This window comes from Methylobacterium sp. AC433 (genome assembly GCF_979253015.1).
In genome coordinates, this window is the sequence record NZ_CEEDBN010000006.1 from 143194 (window position 1) to 166624 (window position 23431).

Sequence of the window (23431 nt, forward strand, 5' to 3'; positions counted from 1 at the left end):
CGATGCAGCTCACGCTCTGGACCTACGAGGGGCCGCCGCATATCGGGGCCATGCGGATCGCCACCGCGATGAAGGGCCTGCACTACGTGCTGCACGCCCCGCAGGGCGACACCTACGCCGACCTGCTCTTCACCATGATCGAGCGGCGCGACGCCCGTCCGCCGGTGACCTACACCACCTTCCAGGCCCGCGACCTCGGCGCCGACACCGCCGCTATCTTCCAGGATGCCGTGGCGCAGGCCTACGAGCGCTTCCGCCCGGACGCGATGATCGTCGGCGCCTCCTGCACCGCCGAGCTGATCCAGGACGATCCGGGCGGCCTCGCCCGCGCCCTCGACCTGCCGATCCCGGTGATTCCCCTGGAGCTCCCGGCCTACCAGAAGAAGGAGAACTGGGGCGCCTCGGAGACCTTCTACCGCCTGGTCCGGGCGCTCGCCGGCGGCACGCCGACGCCCCGCGCGGAGCGCCGCCCCCTCTGCAACGTCCTCGGCCCGACGGCGCTGGGCTTCCGCCACCGCGACGACCTCGTCGAGATCACCAAGATCCTCGGGGCCCTCGGCATCGACGTGAACGTGATCGCCCCGCTCGGCGCGACCCCGGCCGATCTCGGACGCCTCGGCGCGGCCGACTTCAACGTCGTGCTCTATCCGGAGATCGCCCGCGCCGCCGGTCTGCACCTCCAGAAGACCTTCGGACAGCCGATGGTCGAGACCGTACCGATCGGCGTCCAGGCCACCATCCGCTTCGTCGAAGAGGTGGCCGCCGCCGCCGGCGTCGACCCGGCGCCGGTGCTGGACGGCGCGCCCTCGCGCCTGCCCTGGTACTCGCGCTCGGTCGATTCGACCTACCTCACCGACAAGCGCGTCTTCATCTTCGGCGACGCCACCCACGCGCTGGCCGCCGCCCGGATCGCCGCCACCGAGCTCGGCTTCCGGGTGGTGGGCCTCGGCACCTACACCCGGGAATTCGCCCGCGAAGTCCGGGCCGAGGCCGCGCTCCACGGCATCGAGGCCACGATCACGGACGATTACCTCGACGTGGAAGCCGCCATCCAGGCCGCCCAGCCGGAACTGGTGCTCGGCACGCAGATGGAACGCCACATCGCCAAGCGCCTGGGGCTGCCCTGCGCGGTGATCTCGTCCCCGATCCACGTCCAGGATTTTCCCGCCCGGCACTCGCCGCAGATGGGTTTCGAGGGCGCCAACGTCCTGTTCGACACCTGGGTCCATCCCCTGATGATGGGGCTGGAGGAGCACTTGCTCGGCATGTTCCGCGAGGACGTCGAGTTCCACGGCGCGGCCGCGCCCTCGCACCTGCCCCGGCACGGCACCGAGTCGGTCGCGGTCGCCGAGGAGGCGCCCGGTCCGGCTGAACCATCCGTCACCGCCGATGCCCTTTCCGCACCGGCCGGGCCGATCATCCTCACCTGGGCCACGGAGGCCGAGAAGGAACTCAGGAAGATCCCGTTCTTCGTGCGGGGCAAAGCCCGCGCGAACACCGAGCGCTTCGCGCGGGAACGCGCCCTGCCGCTCATCACTCTCGAGACCCTGTACGATGCCAAAGCGCATTTCGGACGCTGAGCGCCCGGCGCTCCGGGTCGTCCTCGTGACGATGGACAATCACGTGGCGAGCGCGCTGGAGCGCGCACGCCAGCGCCTGACCCGCGACCTGCCCGGCCTCGTCCTCGATTTCCACGCCGCCGCCGCCTGGGACACGGACCCCGCGTCCCTGGAGGCCTGCAAGGCCGACATCGCGCGCGCCGACATCATCATTTCCACGATGCTGTTCATGGACGAGCACGTCCGGGCGATCCTGCCGGCGCTCCTCGCGCGGCGTCCGCATTGCGACGCCATGGTCGGCTGCCTCTCGGCCAGCGAAGTGGTGAAGACCACCCGGCTGAACCGCTTCGACATGGACGGCACCAAGGGCGGCGCCCTGGACTTCCTGAAGAAGCTCCGTGGCAAGCCCGGCGCCCAGGGCAACGGCGCCCGCCAGATGGCGATGATCCGGAAATTGCCCAAGATCCTGCGCTTCATCCCGGGCTCGGCCCAGGACGTGCGGGCCTACTTCCTCACCCTGCAATACTGGCTCTCGGGCTCGGACGAGAACATCGCCAACCTCGTGCGCTTCCTGGTCGGCCGCTACGCCGCCGGCCCGCGCGAGGGCTGGCGCCGGATCGCCGCCGCGCCGGCACCCCTGAGCTACCCGGAGACCGGCCTGTACCATCCCCGCATGGCCGGCCGGATCGGCGAGGACGTCACGAAGGTGCCGGCGCCCACCGGCCCCCTGAAGGGCCGCGTCGGCCTCCTCGTCATGCGTTCCTACGTGCTGGCCGGGAACACCGCCCATTACGACGGCGTCGTCGCGGCCTTGGAGGCGCGGGGCCTCGCCGTCGTGCCGGCCTTCGCCAGCGGCCTCGACAACCGCCCCGCCGTCGACGCGTTCTTCCGCGCCAACGGGCGCCCGACCATCGATGCCCTGGTCTCGCTGACCGGATTCTCCCTGGTGGGCGGCCCCGCCTACAACGATGCCGCCGGGGCACAGGCGCTGCTCTCCGAGCTCGACGTCCCCTACCTCGCGGCCCACGCCCTGGAGTTCCAGACCCTGGAGCAGTGGGAGGCGTCCGACCGGGGCCTCTCGCCGGTCGAGGCCACCATGATGGTGGCGATCCCCGAGCTCGACGGCGCCACGGCCCCGATGGTGTTCGGCGGACGCTCCAGCCGCTCGCTGGGCGCCAGCGCCCGCGACATGGTCGTGCATCCCGAGCGCGCCGACATGCTCGCCGCCCGCATCGAGCGCCTCGTCGCCCTCCGCCGCAAGGCGCGGGCCGAGCGCCGGGTCGCCGTGGTCCTGTTCGGCTTCCCGCCCAATGCCGGCAGCATCGGCACCGCCGCCTTCCTGTCGGTCTACCATTCGCTCCACAACACCCTCGCCGCCATGAAGGCCGAGGGCTACGCGGTCGAGGTGCCCGAGAGCGTCGACGCCCTGCGCGAGGCGGTGCTCGCCGGAAACGCCGCCCGGTTCGGAACGCCCGCCAACGTCCATCACCGCATTCCCGCCGACGAGCACGTCCGGCGCGAGCGGCACCTGGCCGAGATCGAGGCCCAGTGGGGTCCGGCGCCCGGGCGCCAGAACAGCAACGGCGCGCAGATCTTCGTGCTCGGGGCCCAGTTCGGAAACGTCTTCGTCGGCGTCCAGCCAGGCTTCGGCTACGAGGGCGACCCGATGCGGCTGCTCTTCGAGCGCGGTTTCGCGCCCACCCACGCCTTCTCGGCCTTCTATCGCTACCTGCGCGAGGATTTCCGCGCCGATGCGGTGCTGCATTTCGGCACCCACGGGGCACTGGAGTTCATGCCCGGCAAGCAGACCGGCCTCTCGGGCGCCTGCTGGCCGGAACGCCTGATCGGCGCGCTGCCGCACATCTACCTCTACGCCGCCAACAACCCCTCCGAGGGCCTTCTCGCCAAGCGCCGCTCCGCCGCGACCCTCGTCAGCTACCTGACCCCGAGCCTCGCCCAGGCCGGGCTCTATCGCGGCCTCATCGACCTCAAGGCGTCCATCGAGCGTTGGCGCGCCCTGGAGCCCGAGGCCGTGGGCGAGCGCCGAGACCTCGCCGAGCTGATCCAGGCCCAGGGCGCCGGCCTCGACCTCGTGGCCGCTGAGCCGGCCTGGAATGCCGACCTCGCCGGTCACGTCCACCGCCTGGCGGTCGCCCTGCACGAGCTGGAGCACACCCTGATCCCGCACGGTCTTCACGTGACCGGCGCGGCCACCCCGCCCGAGGAGCGGGTCGACATCCTGCTCGCCCTCGCGGAGGCCAGCCACGGCCTGATGCCGAGCCGTGCCGGCATCCGCGCCCTGGTCGACGGCGAGGCCATCGACTCCGCCCTGGCGCAGGCCGGCCTCGATCTCACCGAGGCGCACCGCGCGGCCTTCGCCGCCCTGCGCGAGACCGATCTCCTGTTGTCACAGGATCATGAGATCCGGGGACTGCTCGCGGCCCTCGACGGTCGCTTCATCACCCCCGTGGCCGGCGGCGACCTCCTGCGGAACCCCGACATCCTGCCTACCGGGCGCAACCTGCACGGCTTCGATCCCTACCGGCTGCCCTCCGCCTTCGCGCTCACCGACGGCGCGCGCCAGGCGGCCCGCCTGCTGGCGCGCTACGGCGACGAGGGCGTGGCGCTGCCCGAGAGCATCGCCCTCGTCCTGTGGGGCACCGACAACCTGAAGAGCGAGGGCGGACCCATCGCCCAGGCGCTCGCACTGATCGGCGCGGCGCCGCGCTTCGACGGCTACGGCCGCCTCTGCGGCGCGACGCTGATCCCGCTGGAGACCCTCGGGCGTCCGCGCATCGACGTGGTCGTCACCCTGTCGGGGATCTTCCGCGATCTTCTGCCCCTGCAGACCAAGCTCCTGGCGGAGGCCTCCTACCTCGCGGCCATCGCCGACGAGCCGGCGGAGCGGAACTTCGTCCGCAAGCACGCCCTGGCGCTCCAGGCCGAGCACGGCATCGACCTCGAGACCGCCGCGCTCCGGGTCTTCTCCAACGCGGAGGGGACCTACGGCGCCAACGTCAACCAGCTGGTCGAATCCGGCCGCTGGGAAGATGCCGACGAGATCTCCGAGACCTTCGCGCGCCGCAAGTCCTTCGCCTATGGCCGCACCGGCGTGCCCAGCGCCCAGCGCGCCCTGATGGGCAGCGTGCTGGCCACCGTGGACCTCGCCTACCAGAACCTCGACTCGGTCGAGGTCGGCGTGACCTCGGTGGACCATTACTTCGACGGCCTCGGCGGCATGGGCCGCGCCGTCGCCAAGGCCCGCGGCGAGGCCGTGCCGATCTTCATCAGCGACCAGACCCGCGGCGAGGGCGTGGTGCGCTCGCTGACCGAGCAGGTCTCCCTGGAGACCCGCACCCGGATGCTCAACCCGAAATGGACCGAGGGCATGCTCGGCCACGGCTACGAGGGCGTGCGCCAGATCGAGGCGCACCTCACCAACACCCTGGGCTGGTCGGCCACCACCAACGGGGTCGCCCCCTGGGTCTACCAGCGCATCACCGAGACCTACGTCCTCGACCCCGCCATGCGCGAGCGCATGGCGGCCCTCAACCCGACCGCTTCGGCCAAGGTGGCTCACCGGCTGATCGAGGCGCACCAGCGCGGCTTCTGGACCCCCGACGCGGAGACGCGCGACGCGCTCGACCGCGCCGAGGAGGAACTGGAAGACCGCGTCGAAGGCATCACCGCAGGGGTCGCCGCATGAACATCGCCATTCGCAATCCGGTCGCCGCGCGCCAGCCCGAAGGCAGCGTCCAGGTGGAACTCGACCCGAACCTCAAGATCGGCACCGCCAAGGTGTTCGCGGTCTACGGCAAGGGCGGAATCGGCAAGTCGACCACCTCGTCGAACCTGTCGGTGGCGTTCTCCAAGCTCGGAAAGCGCGTCCTGCAGATCGGATGCGACCCCAAGCACGATTCGACCTTCACGCTGACGAAGCGCCTGGCGCCGACGGTGATCGATGCCCTGGAGGCCGTGCAGTTCCACTCCGAGGAGCTGCGCATCGAGGACTTCGTCGCCGAGGGCTACAACGGCGTCATGTGCGTCGAGGCCGGCGGTCCCCCGGCGGGCACCGGCTGCGGCGGCTACGTCGTCGGACAGACGGTGAAGCTCCTCAAGGAGCACCACCTCCTGGAAGACACCGACGTGGTGATCTTCGACGTGCTCGGCGACGTGGTCTGCGGTGGCTTCGCGTCGCCCCTCCAGCACGCCGACCAGGCCCTCATCGTCACGGCCAACGACTTCGATTCGATCTTCGCGATGAACCGGATCGTCGCGGCGATCCACGCCAAGGCGAAGAACTACCCCGTGCGGCTCGGCGGGGTCATCGCCAACCGCTCGGCCAAGACCGACGAGATCGACCGCTTCAACGCCGCCGTCGGCCTGGAGCGCATCGCGCACTTCCCCGATCTCGACGTGGTCCGGCGCTCGCGCCTGAAGAAGGCGACCCTGTTCGAGATGGAGGAGACGCCCGAACTCCTGGCCGTCACCACCGAGTACATGCGCCTCGCCGCGCATCTCTGGGCCGGCGGCAAGCCGCTCGACGCGATCCCGATGAAGGACCGCGACCTGTTCGAATTCCTCGGCTTCGATTGAGCGGGCGCCGCACCATGACCTCGCACAGCTACGCCGCCCGCCGCTCCCAGCTCACCACCTACTTCGACCGCACCGCCGTCGAGGCCTGGGCGCGCCTGACCTCGGACGCGCCGGTCTCGAAGATCCGCGCCACCGTGCGGGCCGGGCGCGACGCCATGCGGGCCAACCTGCTGTCCTGGCTTCCCGCCGACCTCACGGGCAGGCGCCTGCTCGATGCCGGCTGCGGCACCGGAGCGCTCAGCCTGGAGGCCGCCCGCCGCGGCGCCGAGGTCGTCGCCATCGACGTCTCGCCGACGCTGATCGGGCTCGCCCGGGAGCGCACCACCCTCTCGGGTCCGGGGCGCATCGACTTCCGGGTCGGCGACATGCTCGACCCCGCCCTCGGCCGCTTCGACTTCGTCGTCGCGATGGATTCGCTGATCCACTACGCCACGCCCGACATCGTCCAGGCGCTGGCGGCCCTGGCGGCGCGGACCGATGACGGGATCCTGTTCACGGTGGCGCCGCGCACGCCGCTCCTCACCCTGATGCACATGGCCGGCCGGGCCTTCCCGCGCGGCGACAGGGCGCCCGCCATCGTCCCCGTGGGCGAGGCGGATCTGCGCCGGCGCGTGGCCGCGGAGCCGGCCCTGGCCGATATCCGGATCGGCCGCGCACACCGGGTGAACAGCGGGTTCTACCTGTCCCAGGCCTTCGAACTCCGGCGCGCGCCATGACCCGCCTCGGCGCGTCCATGGCCCGCGCGATCCAGCGCGTCGGCCCCGGCTTCCTGCCCTTCGCCGACGCGGCGACGGCGGAGTTGCCCATGGGGCGCCTGCTGCGGCTCGCCCTGTTCCAGGTCACGGTCGGCATGGCCGCCGTGCTCCTCATCGGCACGCTCAACCGGGTGATGATCGTCGAGCTGGCGGTCCCGGCCTGGATCGTCGCCGTGATGCTGTCGCTGCCGCTGATCTTCGCGCCGTTCCGCGCGCTCGTCGGGTTCCGCTCGGACACCCATCGCTCGGTGCTGGGCTGGCGCCGGGTGCCCTACATCTGGTTCGGCACGCTGCTGCAGTTCGGCGGGCTGGCCATCATGCCCTTCGCCCTGCTGATCCTGTCGGGCGACACCACCGGGCCGGCCTGGCCCGGCCACGTGGCCGCCGCGCTCGCCTTCGTCATGGTGGGGGCCGGCCTCCACACCACTCAGACCGTGGGCCTGGCGCTGGCCACCGACCTCGCCCCGGCCCATGCCCGGCCCCGCGTCGTCGCGCTCCTGTGCGTCATGCTGCTGGCCGGCATGGTGGTGAGCGCCGTCGCCTTCGGCCTGCTGCTGGCGGATTTCTCGGCCCTGCGCCTGATCAAGGTGATCCAGGGCGCGGCGCTCCTCACCGTCGTGCTCAACGGCATCGCCCTGTGGAAGCAGGAGCCGCGCTCGCCCAGCCGCACGGCGCGCGAACTGCCCCGGCCGGGCTTCTCGGAATCCTGGGCGCTCTATGCCGGCAAGGGCCGGGCGCGCCGCCGCCTCGTCGCCACCGGGCTCGGCACCGCCGCCTTCTCGATGCAGGACATCCTGCTGGAGCCCTATGGCGGGCAGATCCTGCACCTGCCGGTGGCCGCCACCACGGCGCTGACCGCGCTGCTGGCCGCCGGCGGCGGCCTCGGCCTGCTGATCGCGGCCCGCTGGCTCGACCGGGGCGGCGACGCCTTCCGGGTCGCGGCCTCCGGCGCGGGGGTGGGCATCGCGGCCTTCTCGGCCGTGGTCTTCGCCGCGCCGCTGGATTCCGCCCGCCTGTTCGCGGTCGGCGTCGCCCTGATCGGCCTCGGCGGCGGCCTGTTCGCCCACGGGACGCTCACGGCCTCCATGGCCAAGGCCGGCCCCGAGGATACGGGCCTGGCGCTGGGCGCCTGGGGCGCCGTCCAGGCGAGCGCGGCCGGCCTCGCCATCGCGGCCAGCGGCATCCTGCGCGACCTCGGCGCGCACCTGGCCGAATCCGGACATCTCGGCGAGGCGCTGAACCTGCCCTCCACCGGATACCTCATCGTCTATCACATCGAGATCGCGCTGCTGTTCGCGACGCTGCTGGCCATCGGCCCGCTCGTCCGCGCCGAGAGCCGCACGCCTCTTCCTCGATCCTTGCCCCGCTCAGCCTGAAGGAGACCGGCCATGCCGAGAGGTGAAATCACGGGCTACGTCGACGTCGCGCAGGTGGTCCTCTACGCGTTCTGGATCTTCTTCGCCGGCCTCGTCTTCTACCTGCGCCGCGAGGACCGCCGCGAGGGCTACCCGCTCGAATCCGAGGCCGCCCGGGGCAGGGCGATGCCGCCGGACCCGTTCCTGATCCCGTCGCCGAAGGAATTCCTCCTCTCCAACGGCCACGTGAAGCACGCGCCCCAGACCGGCGAGCGCACCCCCTGGAACTACCGCGGCCACAAGCACGAGGTCTGGCCGGGCGCTCCCCTGGAGCCCGACACCGACGGCCTGCACGACGCCATCGGCCCCGGCTCCTACGCCGACCGGGAGGACAGCCACGACGAGACCTGGGACCGCGAGAAGCGCATCGTTCCCCTGCGGGTGGCCGACCACTTCGTGGTCCACGAGCTCGGGCCGAACCCCATCGGCATGTCGGTGTTCGGGGCCGACCGGCAGGTGGCCGGCACGGTGAGCGACCTCTGGGTCGACCGGGGCGAGTCGATGGTGCGCTACTACGAGGTCGAGCTCGGGGCCGGCGGCCGGCGGGTGCTGATGCCCGCCACCTTCTGCCGGACTGGACGCTTCTCGCAGAAGGTCACGACCGAGGCGCTGCTGGCGCACCAGTTCGCCGACATCCCCACCACCAAGGATCCGGATTCGGTCACCCTCAACGAGGAGGAGCGGATCATGGCCTTCTTCGGCGGCGGCACCCTCTACGCGACCCCCACCCGCCAGGAGGCCATCCTGTGAGCCGGTCCAGCGAGCGGCCCGCGCCGCACCTCCCCGCCAACGCCTTCGATGCACCGCCCGGCCTGCCGGCCCCGCTGCCGGCCGGCGAGCATATCCTCTGGCAGGGCCGCCCCTGCGGCTTCGGCATCGCCTTCCGGGCGCTGCATCTCACCCTCGTCGGTGTCTGGTTCGCCGGGCTCGCCCTCTGGGCGGCGCTCCCGGCGGCCCTGTCCGGACGGACGCTGGAGGCCGCGTCCCTGGCGCTGCCCACCCTGGCGATCGGAACCGGTGCGGTGCTGCTCCTGGCCCTCCTCGGCTGGCTCTCGGCCCGCACCACCACCTACACCATCACCAACCGCCGCGTGGTCATGCGGGTGGGCATCGCCCTGCCGATGACCCTGAACCTGCCCTTCTCCCTGGTCGAGGCGGCCAGCTGCCACCTCTATCGCGACGGCAGCGCCGACCTGCCCTTACGCCTGCGCCCGGGCAACCGCGTCGCCTACCTGCACCTCTGGCCGCATGCCCGGCCCTGGCACGTGAACCGGCCCGAGCCGATGCTGCGCACGGTCGCGCAGGGCGGCGAAGTCGCCAAGATCCTGGCCCGTGCCCTCGCGGCGCACCGCGAAGTGCCGGAGGAGGTGGCCGGACCCATCGTGCTGCGGCCGCGCGTGGCACCCGGTCCCCGCCTCGCGACGGCGAGCTGATCCGATGAACCCGCATCCCCTCGCACGGACCGCCGGCCGCACCTCGCGGAGTCTCGTCGCCGGGGTCGGCCTCCTCGTCGCCTTCGTGGTCCTGGCCATCACGGTCGGCCGGGTCGAGAGCGTCGGCCTCACCCGGATGGAGCCGGCCCGGCCGGTTCAGAGCCTGGCCCTGCGGGTGGACGATGCGGCGGACGGCTCGATCGCGCTGCGGGATGCGGAGCGGGGCGACCTCGTCGCCACGGTCCGGCCGGGGGAGGACAACTTCATCCGCGCCACCCTGCGGGGCTTCGCGCAGGGCCGCCTGCGGGCCGGCCTCTCCCGCGCGGTGCCGTTCCGGCTGACACGCTTCGACGACGGGTCGCTGCGCCTCGACGATTCGCTCACCGGCCGCAGCGTGGATTTCGGCGCCTTCGGTCCCTCGAACTACGCCGCCTTCGCCCGGCTGATGCCCGCCGAACCCAGGCTCGCCCAAGATGTGTGTCCGACCGCCTTGCCATCGGGCGGTATTCCGGGGTCTTGTGACAGGGCGCCCGCGAACGCCGAACCGTCAAGGAATTCGGCGAAGGGTGCGAAGGGAGCCGCACCATGATGGCTTGGCTGAACGGACGCCGCACCGTCGACGTCCCCTGTACCGTCGAGATCGAGCAGACCTCCGAAAGTCTGCATGCCCACGTAGTCCTCGACGCCAATTTCGAGATCGAGCCCGGCGACGCCGTGCAGGTGCACGACGCCCCGACCTCCGTCCCCTACGGCGAGCGCCTCGTCGTCCGGCGCACCGCCACCGTGACCCGCGCCGGACGCCTGGAACGCCTCTGGACGAAGCTCGCGGGCCATCTCGAACTCACCGAACTCTACGAAGTCAGCTTTTCCGAGAGGAGGCGCCTGTGACCGCAGCGATCCAGCAGCCCACCCCGAAAATCGCACACAAATTCCCCATGAACGAGGGCACCAAGGCCGCCCAGGAGACGACCTTCCTGTCGCCGCGGTTCTACACCACCGATTTCGAGGAGCTCGACCGCACCGACGTGGAGCCCGTCCGGGCCGAGTGGAACAAGCTCATCGCCGAGCTGCGCGCCGATCCGAACAAGCGCCACTTCACCCGTAACGAAGAATTCGATCTCGACATGTCCGGGCTCGACCCGGCCCTGCGCAAGGAGTTCATGGACTTCCTGGTCTCGTCGATCACCGCCGAGTTCTCGGGCTGCGTGCTCTATGCCGAGATGCGCAAGCGCGCGAAGAATCCCGACATCCGCGAGCTGTTCGGCTTCATGAGCCGCGACGAGGCGCGCCATGCCGGCTTCATCAACGACGTGCTCAAGGATTTCGGCATCGGCGTCGATCTGGGCTTCCTGACCAAGTCGAAGAAGTACACCTTCTTCCGGCCGAAGTTCATCTTCTACGCCACCTACCTGTCCGAGAAGATCGGCTACGCCCGCTACATCACCATCTTCCGCGAACTGGAGCGCAACCCGGACCGCCGCTTCCACCCGATCTTCAAGTGGTTCGAGAAGTGGTGCAACGACGAGTTCCGCCACGGCGAGGCGTTCGCGTTGCTGATGCGCGCCAACCCGAAGCTGACCTCCGGCGTCAACCGCTACTGGATCAAGTTCTTCCTGCTCGCGGTCTTCGCGACCATGTATGTCCGCGACCATTGCCGCCCCGCCTTCCACGAGGCGCTCGGCGTCGATCCGAGCGACTACGACTTCCAGGTCTTCCGGATAACCTCCGAGATCTCGAAGCAGACCTTCCCGCTCACCCTCGACCTCGAAAACCCGCGCTTCAAGCAGGCGCTGGATCGGCTCCTGGCCTGCTCGATCGGGATCGCCGACGCCAAGGCGCAGGGCGGGCTCCTGGGCAAGCTGAAGCACGGCGCCTGGATCGTCGCCTCGGCGGTGAACTTCGCCCGGCTCTACGCCCTGCCGACCCTCGACAACCCGATGCCGGCGGAGATCCGCCTCGAGCCGGTCTGGTAGGATGGCGGCCTACGCGCTCCCCGCCCTCTACGCGGTGCTGGTCTGGTGGTTCTCCACCGGCCTCATCCTGCTCCTCGACCATCGCCCGCGCGCCACCCACGCGGCCAGCATGGTAGCGGGCACGGGCGTGCTCGCCCTGGCGCTCTGGGCCATCGGCGCCTCGGCCGGGGACGCCAGCGCGGGAAGCGCGTACGTCGCCTTCACGGCGGCCCTGGTGGTCTGGGGCTGGCAGGAGATGAGCTACTACATGGGCTTCGTCTCCGGCCCGCGCGCCCTCGGCTGTCCGCCGGGCGCCCGGGGCCTGGCGCGCTTCCGGGCGGCGGCGGCCACCAGCCTCTGGCACGAGGCGGCCATCGTCGCCGGCGGCCTCGCGATCCTCGCCCTGACCTGGGGCCAGCCGAACCACTTCGCCCTGTGGACCTACCTCGTCCTCTGGGGGATGAACCTCTCGGCCCGCCTCAACCTGTTCCTCGGGGTGCGCAACCTCAACGCCGAGTTCCTGCCCGAGCACCTCGCCTATCTCGGCAGCTACCTGCGGGTGCGGGCCATGAACCCGCTGTTCCCGGTCTCGGTGACGGCGGCCGGCCTCGCCACCGCCGCCCTGGCTCTGGCGGCTCTGGCCGAGGGCATCACGGCCCACGAGGTCGCGGGCTTCAGCATCCTGGCGACCCTGATGGCGCTCGCCACCCTGGAGCACGGCTTCCTGATGCTGCCGCTGCCCTCGGCCGCCCTCTGGCAGTGGAGCCTGCCGAAGGTGTCCCGCTCCGGTCCGGTGCCGTCGCCGGTCCCGGCCGCGCGCGGGGAGGGCGCCCGCGCGAGCGAGCCGCGCCTCGCCGAGGCGGAGAGCCACTGACGTCACCCGGACCGCCCCGGCGGACCGGCCCAATCGACGCCGCCGCGGCGGCAGGAGAGGCGAGCGGGCCAGAACCCGCCGTGCAACGAGGGAAGGGGACGGGCATGAACTACGAAGAGATCTTCGGCTCTGCTTTGGCCGGCCTGCATCGCGAGGGGCGCTACCGCGTCTTCACCGACCTCGAACGGCAGGCGGGCCGGTTCCCGCACGCGACGCACCACACCCCGGCCGGGACGCGGCCCGTGACGGTCTGGTGCTCCAACGACTATCTCGGCATGGGCCAGAACCCGGCCGTCCTCGGTGCCATGCACGAGGCGCTGGACCGCTGCGGCGCCGGAGCCGGCGGCACCCGCAACATCTCGGGCACCAATCACTACCACGTGCTGCTGGAGGGCGAGCTCGCCGACCTGCACCGCAAGGAGGCGGCCCTCCTCTTCACCTCCGGCTACGTCTCGAACTGGGCCGCGCTCGGCACCCTCGGGTCGCAGATGCCCGGTTGCGCCGTCTTCTCGGACGCCGGCAACCACGCCTCGATGATCGAGGGGATCAAGGCCAGCCGGGCCGAGCGCCACATCTTCCGCCACAATGATCCCGAGGACCTCGACCGCAAGCTGCGCCTGGTCGACCCGGCCCGCCCGAAGATCGTGGCCTTCGAATCGGTCTACTCGATGGATGGCGACATCGCCCCGATCGCGGAGATCTGCGACGTCGCCGAGGCGCACGGCGCGCTGACCTATCTCGACGAGGTCCACGCGGTTGGGCTCTACGGGGAACGCGGCGGCGGCATCTCGGAGCGCGACGGCCTCGCCCATCGCCTCGACGTCATCGAGGGCACCCTCGGCAAGGCCTTCGGGGTCCATGGCGGCTACATCACGGGATCGACCAGGCTCTGCGACTTCGTGCGCAGCTTCGCCTCGGGCTTCATCTTCACCACCTCGCTGCCGCCGGCCGTCGCAGCGGGTGCGGCGGCGAGCATCCGCCACCTCAAGGCCAGCGGCGCCGAGCGCGCCCGGCATCAGGAGCGGGCGGCCACGGTGCGGTCCCGCCTCGACGCCGCCGGCATTCCCTACCTGTCCAACGAGAGCCACATCGTGCCGGTGATGGTCTACGATCCGGTGCTGTGCAAGGCGATCAGCGACACCCTGCTCGAAGAGTTCGGCATCTACGTCCAGCCGATCAACTATCCCACCGTGCCGCGCGGCACCGAGCGCCTGCGCATCACGCCCTCGCCGCTGCACTCGGACGAGGACATCGACCACCTGGTCGGCGCCTTGAGCGCAATCTGGAGCCGGATGGGCGTGCAGCGGGTCGCGGCCGAGTAGGGCGCGCCAAAGCCCTCCCTCGGTTCGGGGGAGGGTGCCTGTGGAGCGGGCGGGCCGGGACGACGTCCCGCGAGAGGGGACGGCCTTTCCGAGTACCGTGCCCCCCTCATCGATCCCGCCGACGCGGGCCGCGGTCTCCCGGGGAGGGCAGATGGCGATGCACACCGGGCGCCGGGATCAGGAAAGACCAAGCGCATGAACCTGAACGGATCGATCCGCGCGATGCCTCTGAAACCGGTCTCCACCGCGTCCTCGCGCGAGAAGCCGCCGATCCTTCGGGCCGCGGGGCCGGACAAGGCACCGCGCAGCCTCCCGGCTGCCGCACCGACCTTCCCCTTCTCGGCGATCGTCGGCCAGGACGAGATGCGCCGGGCGCTGCTCATCGCCGCGGTCGACCCGTCGGTCGGCGGCGTCCTGGTGTTCGGCGACCGCGGCACCGGCAAGTCCACGGCCATCCGGGGCCTCGCCGCCCTGCTGCCGCCGATGGCGGCGGTGGTGGGCTGTCCCTATGCCTGCGATCCCGGCCGGCCGGCCGAGCACTGCCACCATTGCCGCGAGCAGGCGGTGCTGCGCGCCGAATCCGTCCCGGTCCCGGTGGTGGACCTGCCCCTGGGCGCCACGGAGGACCGGGTGGTCGGCGCCCTCGACCTGGAGCGGGCCCTGACGCGCGGCGAGAAGGCCTTCGAGCCGGGTCTGCTGGCGCGGGCCAATCGCGGTTTCCTCTACATCGACGAGGTCAACCTCCTCGAGGACCATCTCGTCGACCTCCTCCTCGACGTCGCCGCCTCCGGCGTGAACACCGTGGAGCGCGAGGGCCTGAGCATCCGCCACCCCGCCCGGTTCGTCCTCGTCGGCAGCGGCAATCCGGAGGAGGGCGAGCTGCGGCCCCAGCTCCTCGACCGCTTCGGCCTCGCCGTCGAGGTGACGACGCCCACCGACCTGCCGACCCGCATCGACGTGGTCCGCCGCCGCGACGCCTACGAGCGCGATCCGGCCGCGTTCTGCGCGGGCTACGCCAAGGCCGACCGCGCCATCCGGAAGGCGCTCACCGCCGCCCGCGCCCGGCTCCCCGGCCTGAGCGTTCCCGACGCCACCCTGGAGGCCGCCGCGCGCCTCTGCCTCGCGCTGGGCACCGACGGCCTGCGCGGCGAACTCACGCTGATGCGCACGGCCCGGGCGCTCGCCGCCTACGAGGGCGCCGAGACGGTGGACCTCGACCATCTGGCGCGGATCGCTCCCTCGGCCCTGCGCCACCGCCTGCGCCGCAACCCCCTCGACGAATCCGGCTCCACCGCGCGGGTCGCCCGCGCCGTGGAGGATCTCCTCGCCCGATGAGCCCGACCTGGGCCGACGCCCTGCGCGTGGCGCGCCTCGCCGCCGCCGATCCGCATGGCTGCGGCGGCGTCCTCGTCCGGGCCGGGGCCGGTCCCGTGCGCGATCTCTGGCTCGACCACCTCGCCGGCGACCTCGGACCCGGCCGGCCCCTGCGCCGGATGCCGGCGGGGATCGCCGACGATCGCCTTCTCGGCGGCCTCGACCTCGCCGCGACCCTGGCGGCGGGGCGGCCCGTCGCCCAGTCCGGCCTCCTCGCCGAGGCCGATGGCGGGTGCGTGGTCGTGCCGATGGCCGAGCGCCTCTCGCCCGGCACCGCCGCCCGCCTCGCCGCCGCCCTGGATGCCGGCGAGATCCGCGCCGAGCGCGACGGACTGGCCGCGCGGGCACCGGCGCGGATCGGCCTGATCCTCCTGGACGAGGGGGAGGGCGACGACGCGCGGGTTCCCGAGGCCCTGGCCGACCGCCTGGCCTTCCGCCTCGACCTGACCGGCATCGCCTGGGGCGACACCCGCGGCGATCGGCCGGAACCCGCGCCGGCCTCCGCCGCGCCGGACCTCGATCCCGACGGTGCGGTCGCCGACCTCTGCGCGGTCGCGGCCGAACTCGGCATCCTCTCGCTGCGCGCACCCCTGCTGGCGCTGCGGGTCGCCCGCCTGCTGGCGGGGGGCGGGAAGCTCCGCGCGGAGCACGTGCGCGAGGCCGCCTGCCTCGTCCTCGCCCCGCGCGCGACGCGCCTGCCCCCGAGCCCGGAGGAGGCGCAGGCCGCGCCCCCGGAGCGACCCGAGCCGCCCGCGCCGGACGAGTCCGCGCCTTCCGATGCCGGCCTCGAACCGGGCGCGGAGAGCCTCGTCGAGGCCGCCCGCGCGGCGATCCCGCCGGATCTCCTCGCCCGCCTGGCGCAGGCCGGCTCGGCGCCGTCGTCGCCGAAGGCGGGCCGCGTCGGCGCGGTCATGCAGGCGCCCCGCAGCGGGCGTCCCGCCGGAACCCGGCCCGGCTCGCCCCGCGCCGGCCGCCTCGCGCTCCTGCCCACCCTGCGGGCGGCCGCGCCCTGGCAGCGCCTGCGGGCCGGCGCGCAAGGCGCCCCGCGCCTCATCGAGGTGCGCAGCGCCGATTTCCGCATCACCCGGTTCCGGCAGCGCAGCGAGACCACCACGATCTTCGCCGTGGACGCCTCCGGCTCCGCCGCCCTGGAACGCCTGGCGGAGGCCAAGGGCGCCGTCGAGCTGCTGCTGGCCGAGGCCTATGTCCGGCGCGACAGGGTCGCCCTGGTGGCCTTCCGGGGGAGCGGGGCCGAGGTGGTGCTGGCGCCGACCCGCGCCCTGGCGCGCGCCCGGCGCGGCCTCTCGGCCCTGCCGGGGGGCGGGGGCACGCCCCTCGCCGCCGGCCTCGACGCGGCCGGCGACCTCGCCCGCGCCGTCCGGCGCGGCGGGGGCACCCCGGTGGTGGTGGTGCTCACCGACGGGCGCGCCAACATCGCCCGCTCCGGTGCGCCCGGCCGGGCCGCGGCCGGCGCCGAGGCCCTGAACGCCGCCGGCCTCCTGCGCGCCGCCGACATCCGTTCGATCCTCATCGACACCGCCGCGCGGCCGCAGGATGCCGCGCGGCGCCTCGCCGAAGCGATGGGCGCGCGCTATGTCCCGCTTCCCTATGCCGATGCCGCGGCCATGAGCACCGCGATCCGCTCGGCACGCTGAAGGATCCGCGATGCCTGCGCCGAGCGACCGGCCCCAATGGGAGCGCGACGGCGCGGATTGGCCCAACCGCGCCGCGAGCCGGTTCGTCCGCGCCTCCGACCTGACCTGGCACGTCCAGGAATTCGGGGCGCCCGAGGCCCCCGTCGTCCTGCTCCTGCACGGCACCGGCGCGGCCACCCATTCCTGGGCCGGCCTCGCGCCCCTGCTCGCCGGGCACTTCCGGGTCGTGGCCCCGGATCTGCCCGGCCACGGCTTCACCGACCCGCTGCCCGCCGGGCGCCTGTCCCTGCCCGGCATGGCCGCGGCGATCCGCGACCTGCTGCGGACCCTCGACCTGTCTCCCGATCTCGTGGTCGGGCATTCCGCCGGCGCGGCGATCCTGGTGCGGCTCTGCCTCGACGGTCTGAAGCCCCGCCTGCTGGTCGCCCTCAACGGCGCGCTGACGCCGTTTCCCGGGCTCGCCTCGGTGCTGTTTCCCGGGCTCGCCCGGATGCTGTTCCTGAACCCCGTCACCCCGCGGATCTTCGCCTGGACCGCCGACCGCCCGGCGGTGGAGCGCCTGATCCGCGGCACCGGCTCGCGCCTCGATGCCCGCGGCCTCGACCTCTATCGGCGCCTCTTCCGCCGCCCGGGCCACGTCGCCGGCGCCCTCGGCATGATGGCGAACTGGAACCTCGCCGCCCTCGACCGGGACATCGCCCGGCTCGCGGTGCCGACGCTGCTGCTCGTCGGCGGGGACGACAAGGCCATCGCCCCCGAGACCGCCTTCGCCCTGAAGGACCGCCTGCCCGACGCCCGGGTCCGCCTCATCCGCAACCTCGGGCACCTCGCCCACGAGGAGGCGCCGGATCGCATCGCCGACGAGATCGTCGCGGCCTACCGGGATCAGGCCGCCGAGCATCCTTCTGCCGGGGCTTGACGCGGACGCGGCCCGGCCGCACCGACGGGCGCAGGATGTCCGCTGCGGGCTGTCCGACGACGGCGCCGGCCCGGCGCCGGTCCGCGAGGTTTCTCCCCATGGCCCTGACGCCCCTCACGCTCACCGGCCGGCATGTCGAACTCGTGCCGCTGGCGCAGGACCATGCCGCGGCCCTGTCCGAGGCGGTGCAGGACGGCGAAGTCTGGCGCCTCTGGTACACGGCCGTTCCGGCCCCGGATCGGATGGCGGCCGAGATCGAGCGCCGGCTCGACCTGCAGGCGGCGGGCACGATGCTGCCCTTCACCGTCCTCGACGGACCCGGCGGACGCCCCGTCGGGATGACCACCTACATGAACATCGACGCCGCCGGGCCGCGGGTGGAGATCGGCTCGACCTGGTACGCCGCCAGCGTCCAGCGCGGCCCCCTCAACACCGAGGCCAAGCGCCTGCTGCTCGCCCACGCCTTCGACGGGCTCGGCTGCCTCGCCGTCGAGTTCCGCACCCACGTGATGAACCAGGCGAGCCGGCGGGCGATCGAGCGCCTGGGCGCGCGGCTCGACGGCATCCTGCGCCACAACCAGCGCCTCGCGGACGGCTCTCTGCGGGACACATGCGTCTACAGCATCGTCGCGCCGGACTGGCCGACCGTGCGGACCCACCTGACCTGGCAGCTCGAGAAGCCGCGCTAGCGCGGCCCGGCCTGCCGCCCGGCCGGGGGATCGGAGCGATGCTGATACCAGTCCCAGAGAAGATAGGCCGGCAGGGGAAGGACGATCGCGAAGAAGATCCAATCGAACATCTGCGGCATGGCGGGGTCCTTTCGTTCGGCGGCTTCGTGATATCGACCCGTCGTCGCGCGCGAATGTTCCCCGACGATCGGCAGCGCCGCCGGCCCACGATTTGCAGCGAACCCCCGACGCCGATCCCCGATGACGGGGCCTCGGCCCGCCGAGCCGCCCGTCCGGAACGCGGATCCCGCCGCCGGCCGCCCCCGATCCCTCACGCAGGTGGACCACACGGTGCCCGGAACCACGAGCCTCCTCGCCTTCGCGGCGATCGCCCTCGGCATGGCCCTGACGCCGGGGCCGAACATGGTCTACCTGATCTCGCGCTCGATCTGTCAGGGTCCGCGGGCGGGCCTGATCTCGCTGGGCGGCGTCGCCCTCGGCTTCGTGGTCTACATGCTCTGCGCCGCCTTCGGCATCACGGCCCTCGTTCTGGCCGTGCCCTATGCCTACGACGCGATCCGCATCGTCGGCGCGGTCTACCTGCTCTGGCTCGCGTGGCAGGCCGTCCGGCCCGGCGGGCGCTCGCCCTTCGAGGTGAAGACCCTGCCGCAGGACAGTCCCCGGAAGCTGTTCCTCATGGGCTTCCTGACGAACCTGCTCAATCCGAAGATCGCGGTGATGTACCTGTCGCTGCTGCCGCAATTCATCGATCCGGCGCATGGCAGCGTCTTCGCCCAGGCGCTGAGCCTCGGAGCCATCCAGATCGTGCTGAGCGTCTTGGTGAACGCCCTGATCGCGATCTCGGCCGGGTCGATCGCGGTGTTCCTGATCCGCCGCCCGTCCTTCGCCGTGGCCCAGCGCTGGATCATGGGGACGGTCCTGGCCGGTCTCGCCGTGCGGATGATGACCGAGTCCCGGCGCTGAACGGTTGTCTCGTCAGAGGCCGTGCCCTGTCACTCGGCGGCGCCGCCTGCGCCGTCGGGTCGGTTCCAAGACGCGTGGCGTGAACCGGCAGGTCGTCCCGTCGTACCCCGCTTTCTCAGTCGCTCATCAAATCCGCTGGTCGAACCCCGCGGGAATACGCGACGCCGTGGTCTCCCGAGCCGTCTCACCGGCCGCGACCGTCGGCGTCTCGCCGGTCGATCGGGCCATGAATTCACGGCTCCACGATCGGAGTTTCCCGCTCTCCAGCGTCATCGTCCCCGAGAGCTCCTGAGACGTCATCGATCGCGTCACGTAGAGCGCCTGGGCAGCGTCCTGCTCCGCCTCGTTGCGCGCAGCCTTTCGGTCCGTGGCGAGGGCTTCCAAGGCTTTCTGCGCCGCCTTCATCGCATTGAGCGCAGCCACGTCCTTGAATTCCTTCGCGAGTGCGGGATCGTCGTTGAAGAGTTTTTCGATCTTCTCCTTGTAGGGGCTGTCGGTTACGACCTTCCCGAACGTGTCGAGTTTCAAGTCGATCGGCTCGTCGATGGGAACGCCGACGGCTTTCAACTTTGCGCTCAAGGTGCTGGCCAGTTGGCCGCTGCGTTCCTCGATGATCTCGTCGAAAGACCGGACGGTGAACGTCCGCGAGGCGGCTTCTGTCTCCGCGCCCGCCGGAAGGCTTCCGAGCGTGGCCTTCGCGGCCGCGCTGAGATCGAGCACGAATGCGGGCACCGCCGTCCTGGCCGCCGTGGCGCCCCCATTCGATCCGGTCCGCGGATCGGGAGCAAGCCTGGGTGGCGTCGCGCGGCTCGCTGCCGCCGTGATCGTCGTCATGGTCACGCTCGCCAACTCGTGCAGAGCTTCGATTATGTGCCCGCCAATTCTAACACGCCGTTAAACGCAGGGTTGTGCCGGCGGGCGAATTCCCGAAAACGAAGTTTCGGGGCGTCGCAGGATTCCATAGGCCGGCGCCTCTCCGCCGCGGCGTCGGCTCGCACGCCATGGTCGGCGCAGCGCCGATGTCGCCCCAGTCCCGATCGCGGCATCGGACACGATCAACCTCTGAGTCGATGAACTAAATCCGCGCTTGCGCCCGACGCCTCCCCGCGAATAGTGTCACTCTATGTTGACACTCGCCGACTCGCCGAGCCTCGCGACGACCCGGTCTCCGCGCCCGCACGCGGTGGTGATCGGCAGCGGCTTCGGCGGGCTGGCGGCGGCGGTGCGCCTCGGCGCGCGCGGCTACCGGGTGACGGTGCTGGAGCGCCTGGAGCAGCCCGGCGGGCGGGCCCGGGTCCACCGGCAGGACGGCTTCACCTTCGATGCCGGACCGACCATCGTGACAGCGCCGTTCCTGTTCGAGGAACTGTGGAGCCTGTGCGGACGGCGCATGGCCGACGACGTCACCCTGGCGCCGATGCTGCCCTTCTACCGCATCCGCTTCCCCGACGGCGCCACCTTCGACTACAGCGGCGATCCGCAGGCGATGCGGGCCGAGGTGGCGCGGTTCTCGCCTGAGGACGTCCCCGGCTACGAGCGCTTCATGGAGCGCAGCGCCGCGATCTGCCGGGTCGGGTTCGAGGAACTCGGGCACGTCGCCTTCTCGTCGGTCCGCGACATGCTGCGGATCACGCCCTCCCTGCTGCGCCTCGGCGGCCATCGCTCGGTCTACGACCTCGTGGCGCGCCACATCCGCGACGAGCGCCTGCGCACCATCTTCAGCTTCCACCCCCTGCTGATCGGCGGCTCGCCCTTCCGGGCCAGCGCCATCTACTGCCTGATCGCCCATCTGGAGCGCCGCTGGGGCGTGCACTTCGCCATGGGCGGCACCGGCCGCCTGGTCGACGGCCTCGTCGGACTGATCGAGGGACAGGGCGGCGCCATGCGCTACCGGGCGGAGGTCGCCCGCATCGACGTGGCGGCGGGATGCGCCACCGGGGTGACGCTGGCCGACGGCACCCGCATCGCCGCCGACATCGTCGTCTCGAACGCCGATTCCGCCGAGACCTACCTGACCCTCCTGGGCGGGGAGGGCCGGTCCTGGCACCGGGCGAAGCTCAAGGCCTCGTCCTCGTCCATGGGCCTGTTCGTCTGGTACTTCGGCACGAACCGGCAATTTCCCGACATCGCCCACCACACCATCCTGATGGGACCGCGCTACCGCGAACTCATCGAGGACATCTTCGTCCGGAAGGTGCTGGCGCCGGATTTCAGCCTCTACCTGCATCGCCCCACCGCCACCGACCCGCTCCTGGCGCCGCCGGGCTGCGACGCGTTCTACGTGCTGGCGCCGGTGCCGAACCTCGCCGGCGGGCAGAACTGGTCGGTGCTGGCCGAGCCCTACCGGAAGGCCATCGCCGACAGCCTGGAGGCCTCGGTGATGCCGGGCCTTTCGGGGTCGATCGTCACCTCCCGCGTCACCACGCCGGCGGATTTCGCCGACGACTTCCTGAGCTTCCGCGGCTCCGGCTTCGGCCTGGAGCCCGTGCTGACGCAGTCGGCCTGGTTCCGGCCGCACAACGCCTCCTCGGCGTTCCGCAATCTCTATCTCGTCGGCGCGGGCACCCATCCGGGTGCCGGGCTGCCCGGCGTCCTGTCCTCGGCCAAGGTCCTCGACACGGTGGTGCCGGATGCGCGTCTCTTCGCTTGAAAACGTCCGGCCCGAAACCCTCCGGTCCGAACGCACCCTCCTCGACGCGATCCGGCCCGGACCGGAGCGGCCCCCGCTCTGGGCGACGCCCCACGCGGATGGCGCCGACCACGCCGTCTGCCGGGCCGCGATCCGGGACGGCTCGCGCAGCTTCTTCGCCGCCTCGGCCCTGCTGCCGGCCCGGATCCGGCGGCCGGCCTACGGGCTCTACGCCTTCTGCCGCCTGTCCGACGACGCGGTGGACGACGCGCTGGCCCGCGACCGGCCGGCGGCCCTGGGCCGCCTCGCCACGCGCCTCGCGCGCATCTACGACGACGCCCCCTGCGACGCGCCCGCCGACCGGGCCATGGCCGACCTCGTCGTCGCCCACAAGCTGCCCCAGGCCCTGCCGGCCGCCCTCATTGAGGGCCTGGCCTGGGATGCCCAGGGGCGGCGCTACGAGACCCTGTCCGACCTCACCGCCTACGCGGCCCGGGTCGCCGGCAGCGTCGGCGCGATGATGACCGTGCTGATGGGCGTGCGCGACGGCGCCGTCCTCGCCCGCGCCTGCGACCTCGGCGTCGCCATGCAGTTCACCAACATCGCCCGCGACGTCGGCGAGGACGCCCGGGCGGGACGGCTCTACCTGCCGCTCGCCTGGATGCGCGAGGCCGGCCTCGACCCGGACGCCTTCCTGGCGGACCCCGTCGCCGGCCCGGAACTCCGGGCGGTGGTCGGGCGCCTCCTCGCCGTCGCCGAAACCCTCTACCTCCGCGCGGAGGCCGGCATCCCCGGGCTGCCCCTGGATTGCCGGCCCGCCATCCGCGCCGCCCGCTTGATCTACGCCGAGATCGGCCGCGACCTCGAGCGCGGCGGGCTCGACCCGGTCTCCACCCGCGCCCGCGTTCCGGGCCGCCGCAAGGCCGCGCTGATGGCCCGCGCCCTGCTGCCGCTCGCCGCCGCGCCGGCCCATGCCGCGCCGGCCCTGGCCGAGACCGCCTTCCTGGTGGAGGCCGTCGCCGCCCAGCCCGTACCGGTGCCGCCGGCCTGGTGGAACGTTCCCGGTCAGGTCGCCCGTGTCCTCGACCTCATCGAGACCCTGCGCGAGCGCGAGGGCGCCGTGCCGGTCGGTCCGTGACCGACCCGCTCTTCGCCGCCTTCGACATCGGCCTGGTCTTCGCCCTCGCCCTCGGGCTGGCGATCTGGCAACTCGTCGTCCTGAAGCGCGGCATCCGGCGCGACCGGGCGGAGGCCGAACGCGCCGCGGCCGAGCGGGCGAAGGGCCCGCCGGCCTGA

At 72.3% G+C, this 23431-nt stretch carries 22 protein-coding genes; 20 read left to right on the forward strand and 2 right to left on the reverse strand.

The features are described 5' to 3' along the window. The first annotated feature begins 2 nt into the window (after positions 1–2). From bchB to AC0IWM_RS11645, 16 genes are all read left to right on the forward strand, one after another. On the forward strand, positions 3–1580 hold the full coding sequence (bchB, locus tag AC0IWM_RS11570) for a ferredoxin:protochlorophyllide reductase (ATP-dependent) subunit B (protein ID WP_471755072.1): 1578 nt from the start codon (positions 3–5) through the stop codon (positions 1578–1580). Beyond that, a complete protein-coding gene (locus AC0IWM_RS11575) occupies positions 1555–5265 on the forward strand; it encodes a magnesium chelatase subunit H (RefSeq protein ID WP_471755074.1) in 3711 nt (1236 codons plus the stop codon). The genes bchB and AC0IWM_RS11575 overlap by 26 nt, the downstream gene beginning before the upstream one ends. Further along, positions 5262–6155, forward strand: coding sequence for a ferredoxin:protochlorophyllide reductase (ATP-dependent) iron-sulfur ATP-binding protein (gene bchL, locus AC0IWM_RS11580; protein ID WP_471755076.1), 894 nt, complete (start codon positions 5262–5264; stop codon positions 6153–6155). Before AC0IWM_RS11575 ends, bchL begins: the two co-directional genes overlap by 4 nt. Before the next feature lie 14 nt (positions 6156–6169). Beyond that, positions 6170–6871, forward strand: coding sequence for a magnesium protoporphyrin IX methyltransferase (gene bchM, locus AC0IWM_RS11585; protein ID WP_471755078.1), 702 nt, complete (start codon positions 6170–6172; stop codon positions 6869–6871). Beyond that, positions 6868–8286 (forward strand): MFS transporter, encoded by a 1419-nt coding sequence (locus AC0IWM_RS11590; protein ID WP_471755080.1) that lies wholly within the window; start codon positions 6868–6870, stop codon positions 8284–8286. Before bchM ends, AC0IWM_RS11590 begins: the two co-directional genes overlap by 4 nt. 12 nt (positions 8287–8298) lie before the next feature. Next, entirely contained in the window at positions 8299–9075 is a 777-nt protein-coding gene (gene puhA / locus AC0IWM_RS11595; RefSeq protein ID WP_471755082.1) for a photosynthetic reaction center subunit H, read from the forward strand. Continuing rightward, complete coding sequence (gene puhB / locus AC0IWM_RS11600) at positions 9072–9758, forward strand: photosynthetic complex putative assembly protein PuhB (RefSeq protein ID WP_471755084.1); 687 nt, start codon at positions 9072–9074, stop codon at positions 9756–9758. Before puhA ends, puhB begins: the two co-directional genes overlap by 4 nt. A 4-nt stretch (positions 9759–9762) precedes the next feature. Further along, a complete protein-coding gene (gene puhC, locus AC0IWM_RS11605) occupies positions 9763–10347 on the forward strand; it encodes a photosynthetic complex assembly protein PuhC (protein ID WP_471755086.1) in 585 nt (194 codons plus the stop codon). Next, positions 10347–10646, forward strand: coding sequence for a hypothetical protein (locus AC0IWM_RS11610; protein ID WP_056467648.1), 300 nt, complete (start codon positions 10347–10349; stop codon positions 10644–10646). The genes puhC and AC0IWM_RS11610 overlap by 1 nt, the downstream gene beginning before the upstream one ends. A 29-nt stretch (positions 10647–10675) precedes the next feature. Next, positions 10676–11731: a magnesium-protoporphyrin IX monomethyl ester (oxidative) cyclase gene (gene acsF / locus AC0IWM_RS11615; RefSeq protein WP_471755254.1), complete on the forward strand. Its 1056-nt coding sequence runs from the start codon at positions 10676–10678 to the stop codon at positions 11729–11731. A 1-nt stretch (position 11732) separates the two neighbouring features. Continuing rightward, positions 11733–12584 carry a putative photosynthetic complex assembly protein PuhE gene (gene puhE, locus AC0IWM_RS11620; protein ID WP_471755088.1) on the forward strand — a complete coding sequence of 284 codons (852 nt, stop codon included), beginning with the start codon at positions 11733–11735 and terminating at the stop codon, positions 12582–12584. 104 nt (positions 12585–12688) lie between these two features. Beyond that, positions 12689–13906: a 5-aminolevulinate synthase gene (gene hemA, locus AC0IWM_RS11625; RefSeq protein WP_471755090.1), complete on the forward strand. Its 1218-nt coding sequence runs from the start codon at positions 12689–12691 to the stop codon at positions 13904–13906. 363 nt (positions 13907–14269) lie between these two features. Continuing rightward, the gene (bchI, locus tag AC0IWM_RS11630) at positions 14270–15241 is read left to right on the forward strand and encodes a magnesium chelatase ATPase subunit I (RefSeq protein ID WP_471755256.1); all 972 of its coding nucleotides are present in this window, start codon (positions 14270–14272) and stop codon (positions 15239–15241) included. Continuing rightward, complete coding sequence (locus AC0IWM_RS11635) at positions 15238–16935, forward strand: magnesium chelatase subunit D (protein ID WP_471755092.1); 1698 nt, start codon at positions 15238–15240, stop codon at positions 16933–16935. Before bchI ends, AC0IWM_RS11635 begins: the two co-directional genes overlap by 4 nt. Positions 16936–16945: 10 nt before the next feature. After that, positions 16946–17854 carry an alpha/beta fold hydrolase BchO gene (bchO, locus tag AC0IWM_RS11640; RefSeq protein ID WP_471755094.1) on the forward strand — a complete coding sequence of 303 codons (909 nt, stop codon included), beginning with the start codon at positions 16946–16948 and terminating at the stop codon, positions 17852–17854. Positions 17855–17952: 98 nt separating this feature from the next. Further along, positions 17953–18543: a GNAT family N-acetyltransferase gene (locus AC0IWM_RS11645; RefSeq protein WP_471755096.1), complete on the forward strand. Its 591-nt coding sequence runs from the start codon at positions 17953–17955 to the stop codon at positions 18541–18543. Here AC0IWM_RS11645 and AC0IWM_RS11650 read toward each other — a convergent pair. After that, complete coding sequence (locus AC0IWM_RS11650) at positions 18540–18662, reverse strand: hypothetical protein (RefSeq protein WP_471755098.1); 123 nt, start codon at positions 18660–18662, stop codon at positions 18540–18542. The genes AC0IWM_RS11645 and AC0IWM_RS11650 overlap by 4 nt on opposite strands. A 211-nt stretch (positions 18663–18873) precedes the next feature. Between AC0IWM_RS11650 and AC0IWM_RS11655 the strand changes: the two genes are divergently transcribed. Beyond that, the gene (locus tag AC0IWM_RS11655) at positions 18874–19506 is read left to right on the forward strand and encodes a LysE family translocator (RefSeq protein WP_471755100.1); all 633 of its coding nucleotides are present in this window, start codon (positions 18874–18876) and stop codon (positions 19504–19506) included. A gap of 126 nt (positions 19507–19632) precedes the next feature. Here AC0IWM_RS11655 and AC0IWM_RS11660 read toward each other — a convergent pair whose 3' ends face one another. Next, the gene (locus AC0IWM_RS11660; protein ID WP_471755102.1) at positions 19633–20340 is read right to left on the reverse strand and encodes a hypothetical protein; all 708 of its coding nucleotides are present in this window, start codon (positions 20338–20340) and stop codon (positions 19633–19635) included. A gap of 289 nt (positions 20341–20629) precedes the next feature. On the opposite strand from AC0IWM_RS11660, the gene AC0IWM_RS11665 reads away from it, so the two are divergent. From AC0IWM_RS11665 to AC0IWM_RS11675, 3 genes are read left to right on the forward strand one after another with little or no spacing between them, the layout of a single operon-like run. Further along, on the forward strand, positions 20630–22156 hold the full coding sequence (locus tag AC0IWM_RS11665) for a phytoene desaturase (protein ID WP_471755104.1): 1527 nt from the start codon (positions 20630–20632) through the stop codon (positions 22154–22156). Next, the gene (locus AC0IWM_RS11670; RefSeq protein WP_471755106.1) at positions 22137–23273 is read left to right on the forward strand and encodes a phytoene/squalene synthase family protein; all 1137 of its coding nucleotides are present in this window, start codon (positions 22137–22139) and stop codon (positions 23271–23273) included. The genes AC0IWM_RS11665 and AC0IWM_RS11670 overlap by 20 nt, the downstream gene beginning before the upstream one ends. Further along, positions 23270–23431, forward strand: coding sequence for a hypothetical protein (locus AC0IWM_RS11675; protein WP_181259591.1), 162 nt, complete (start codon positions 23270–23272; stop codon positions 23429–23431). The genes AC0IWM_RS11670 and AC0IWM_RS11675 overlap by 4 nt, the downstream gene beginning before the upstream one ends.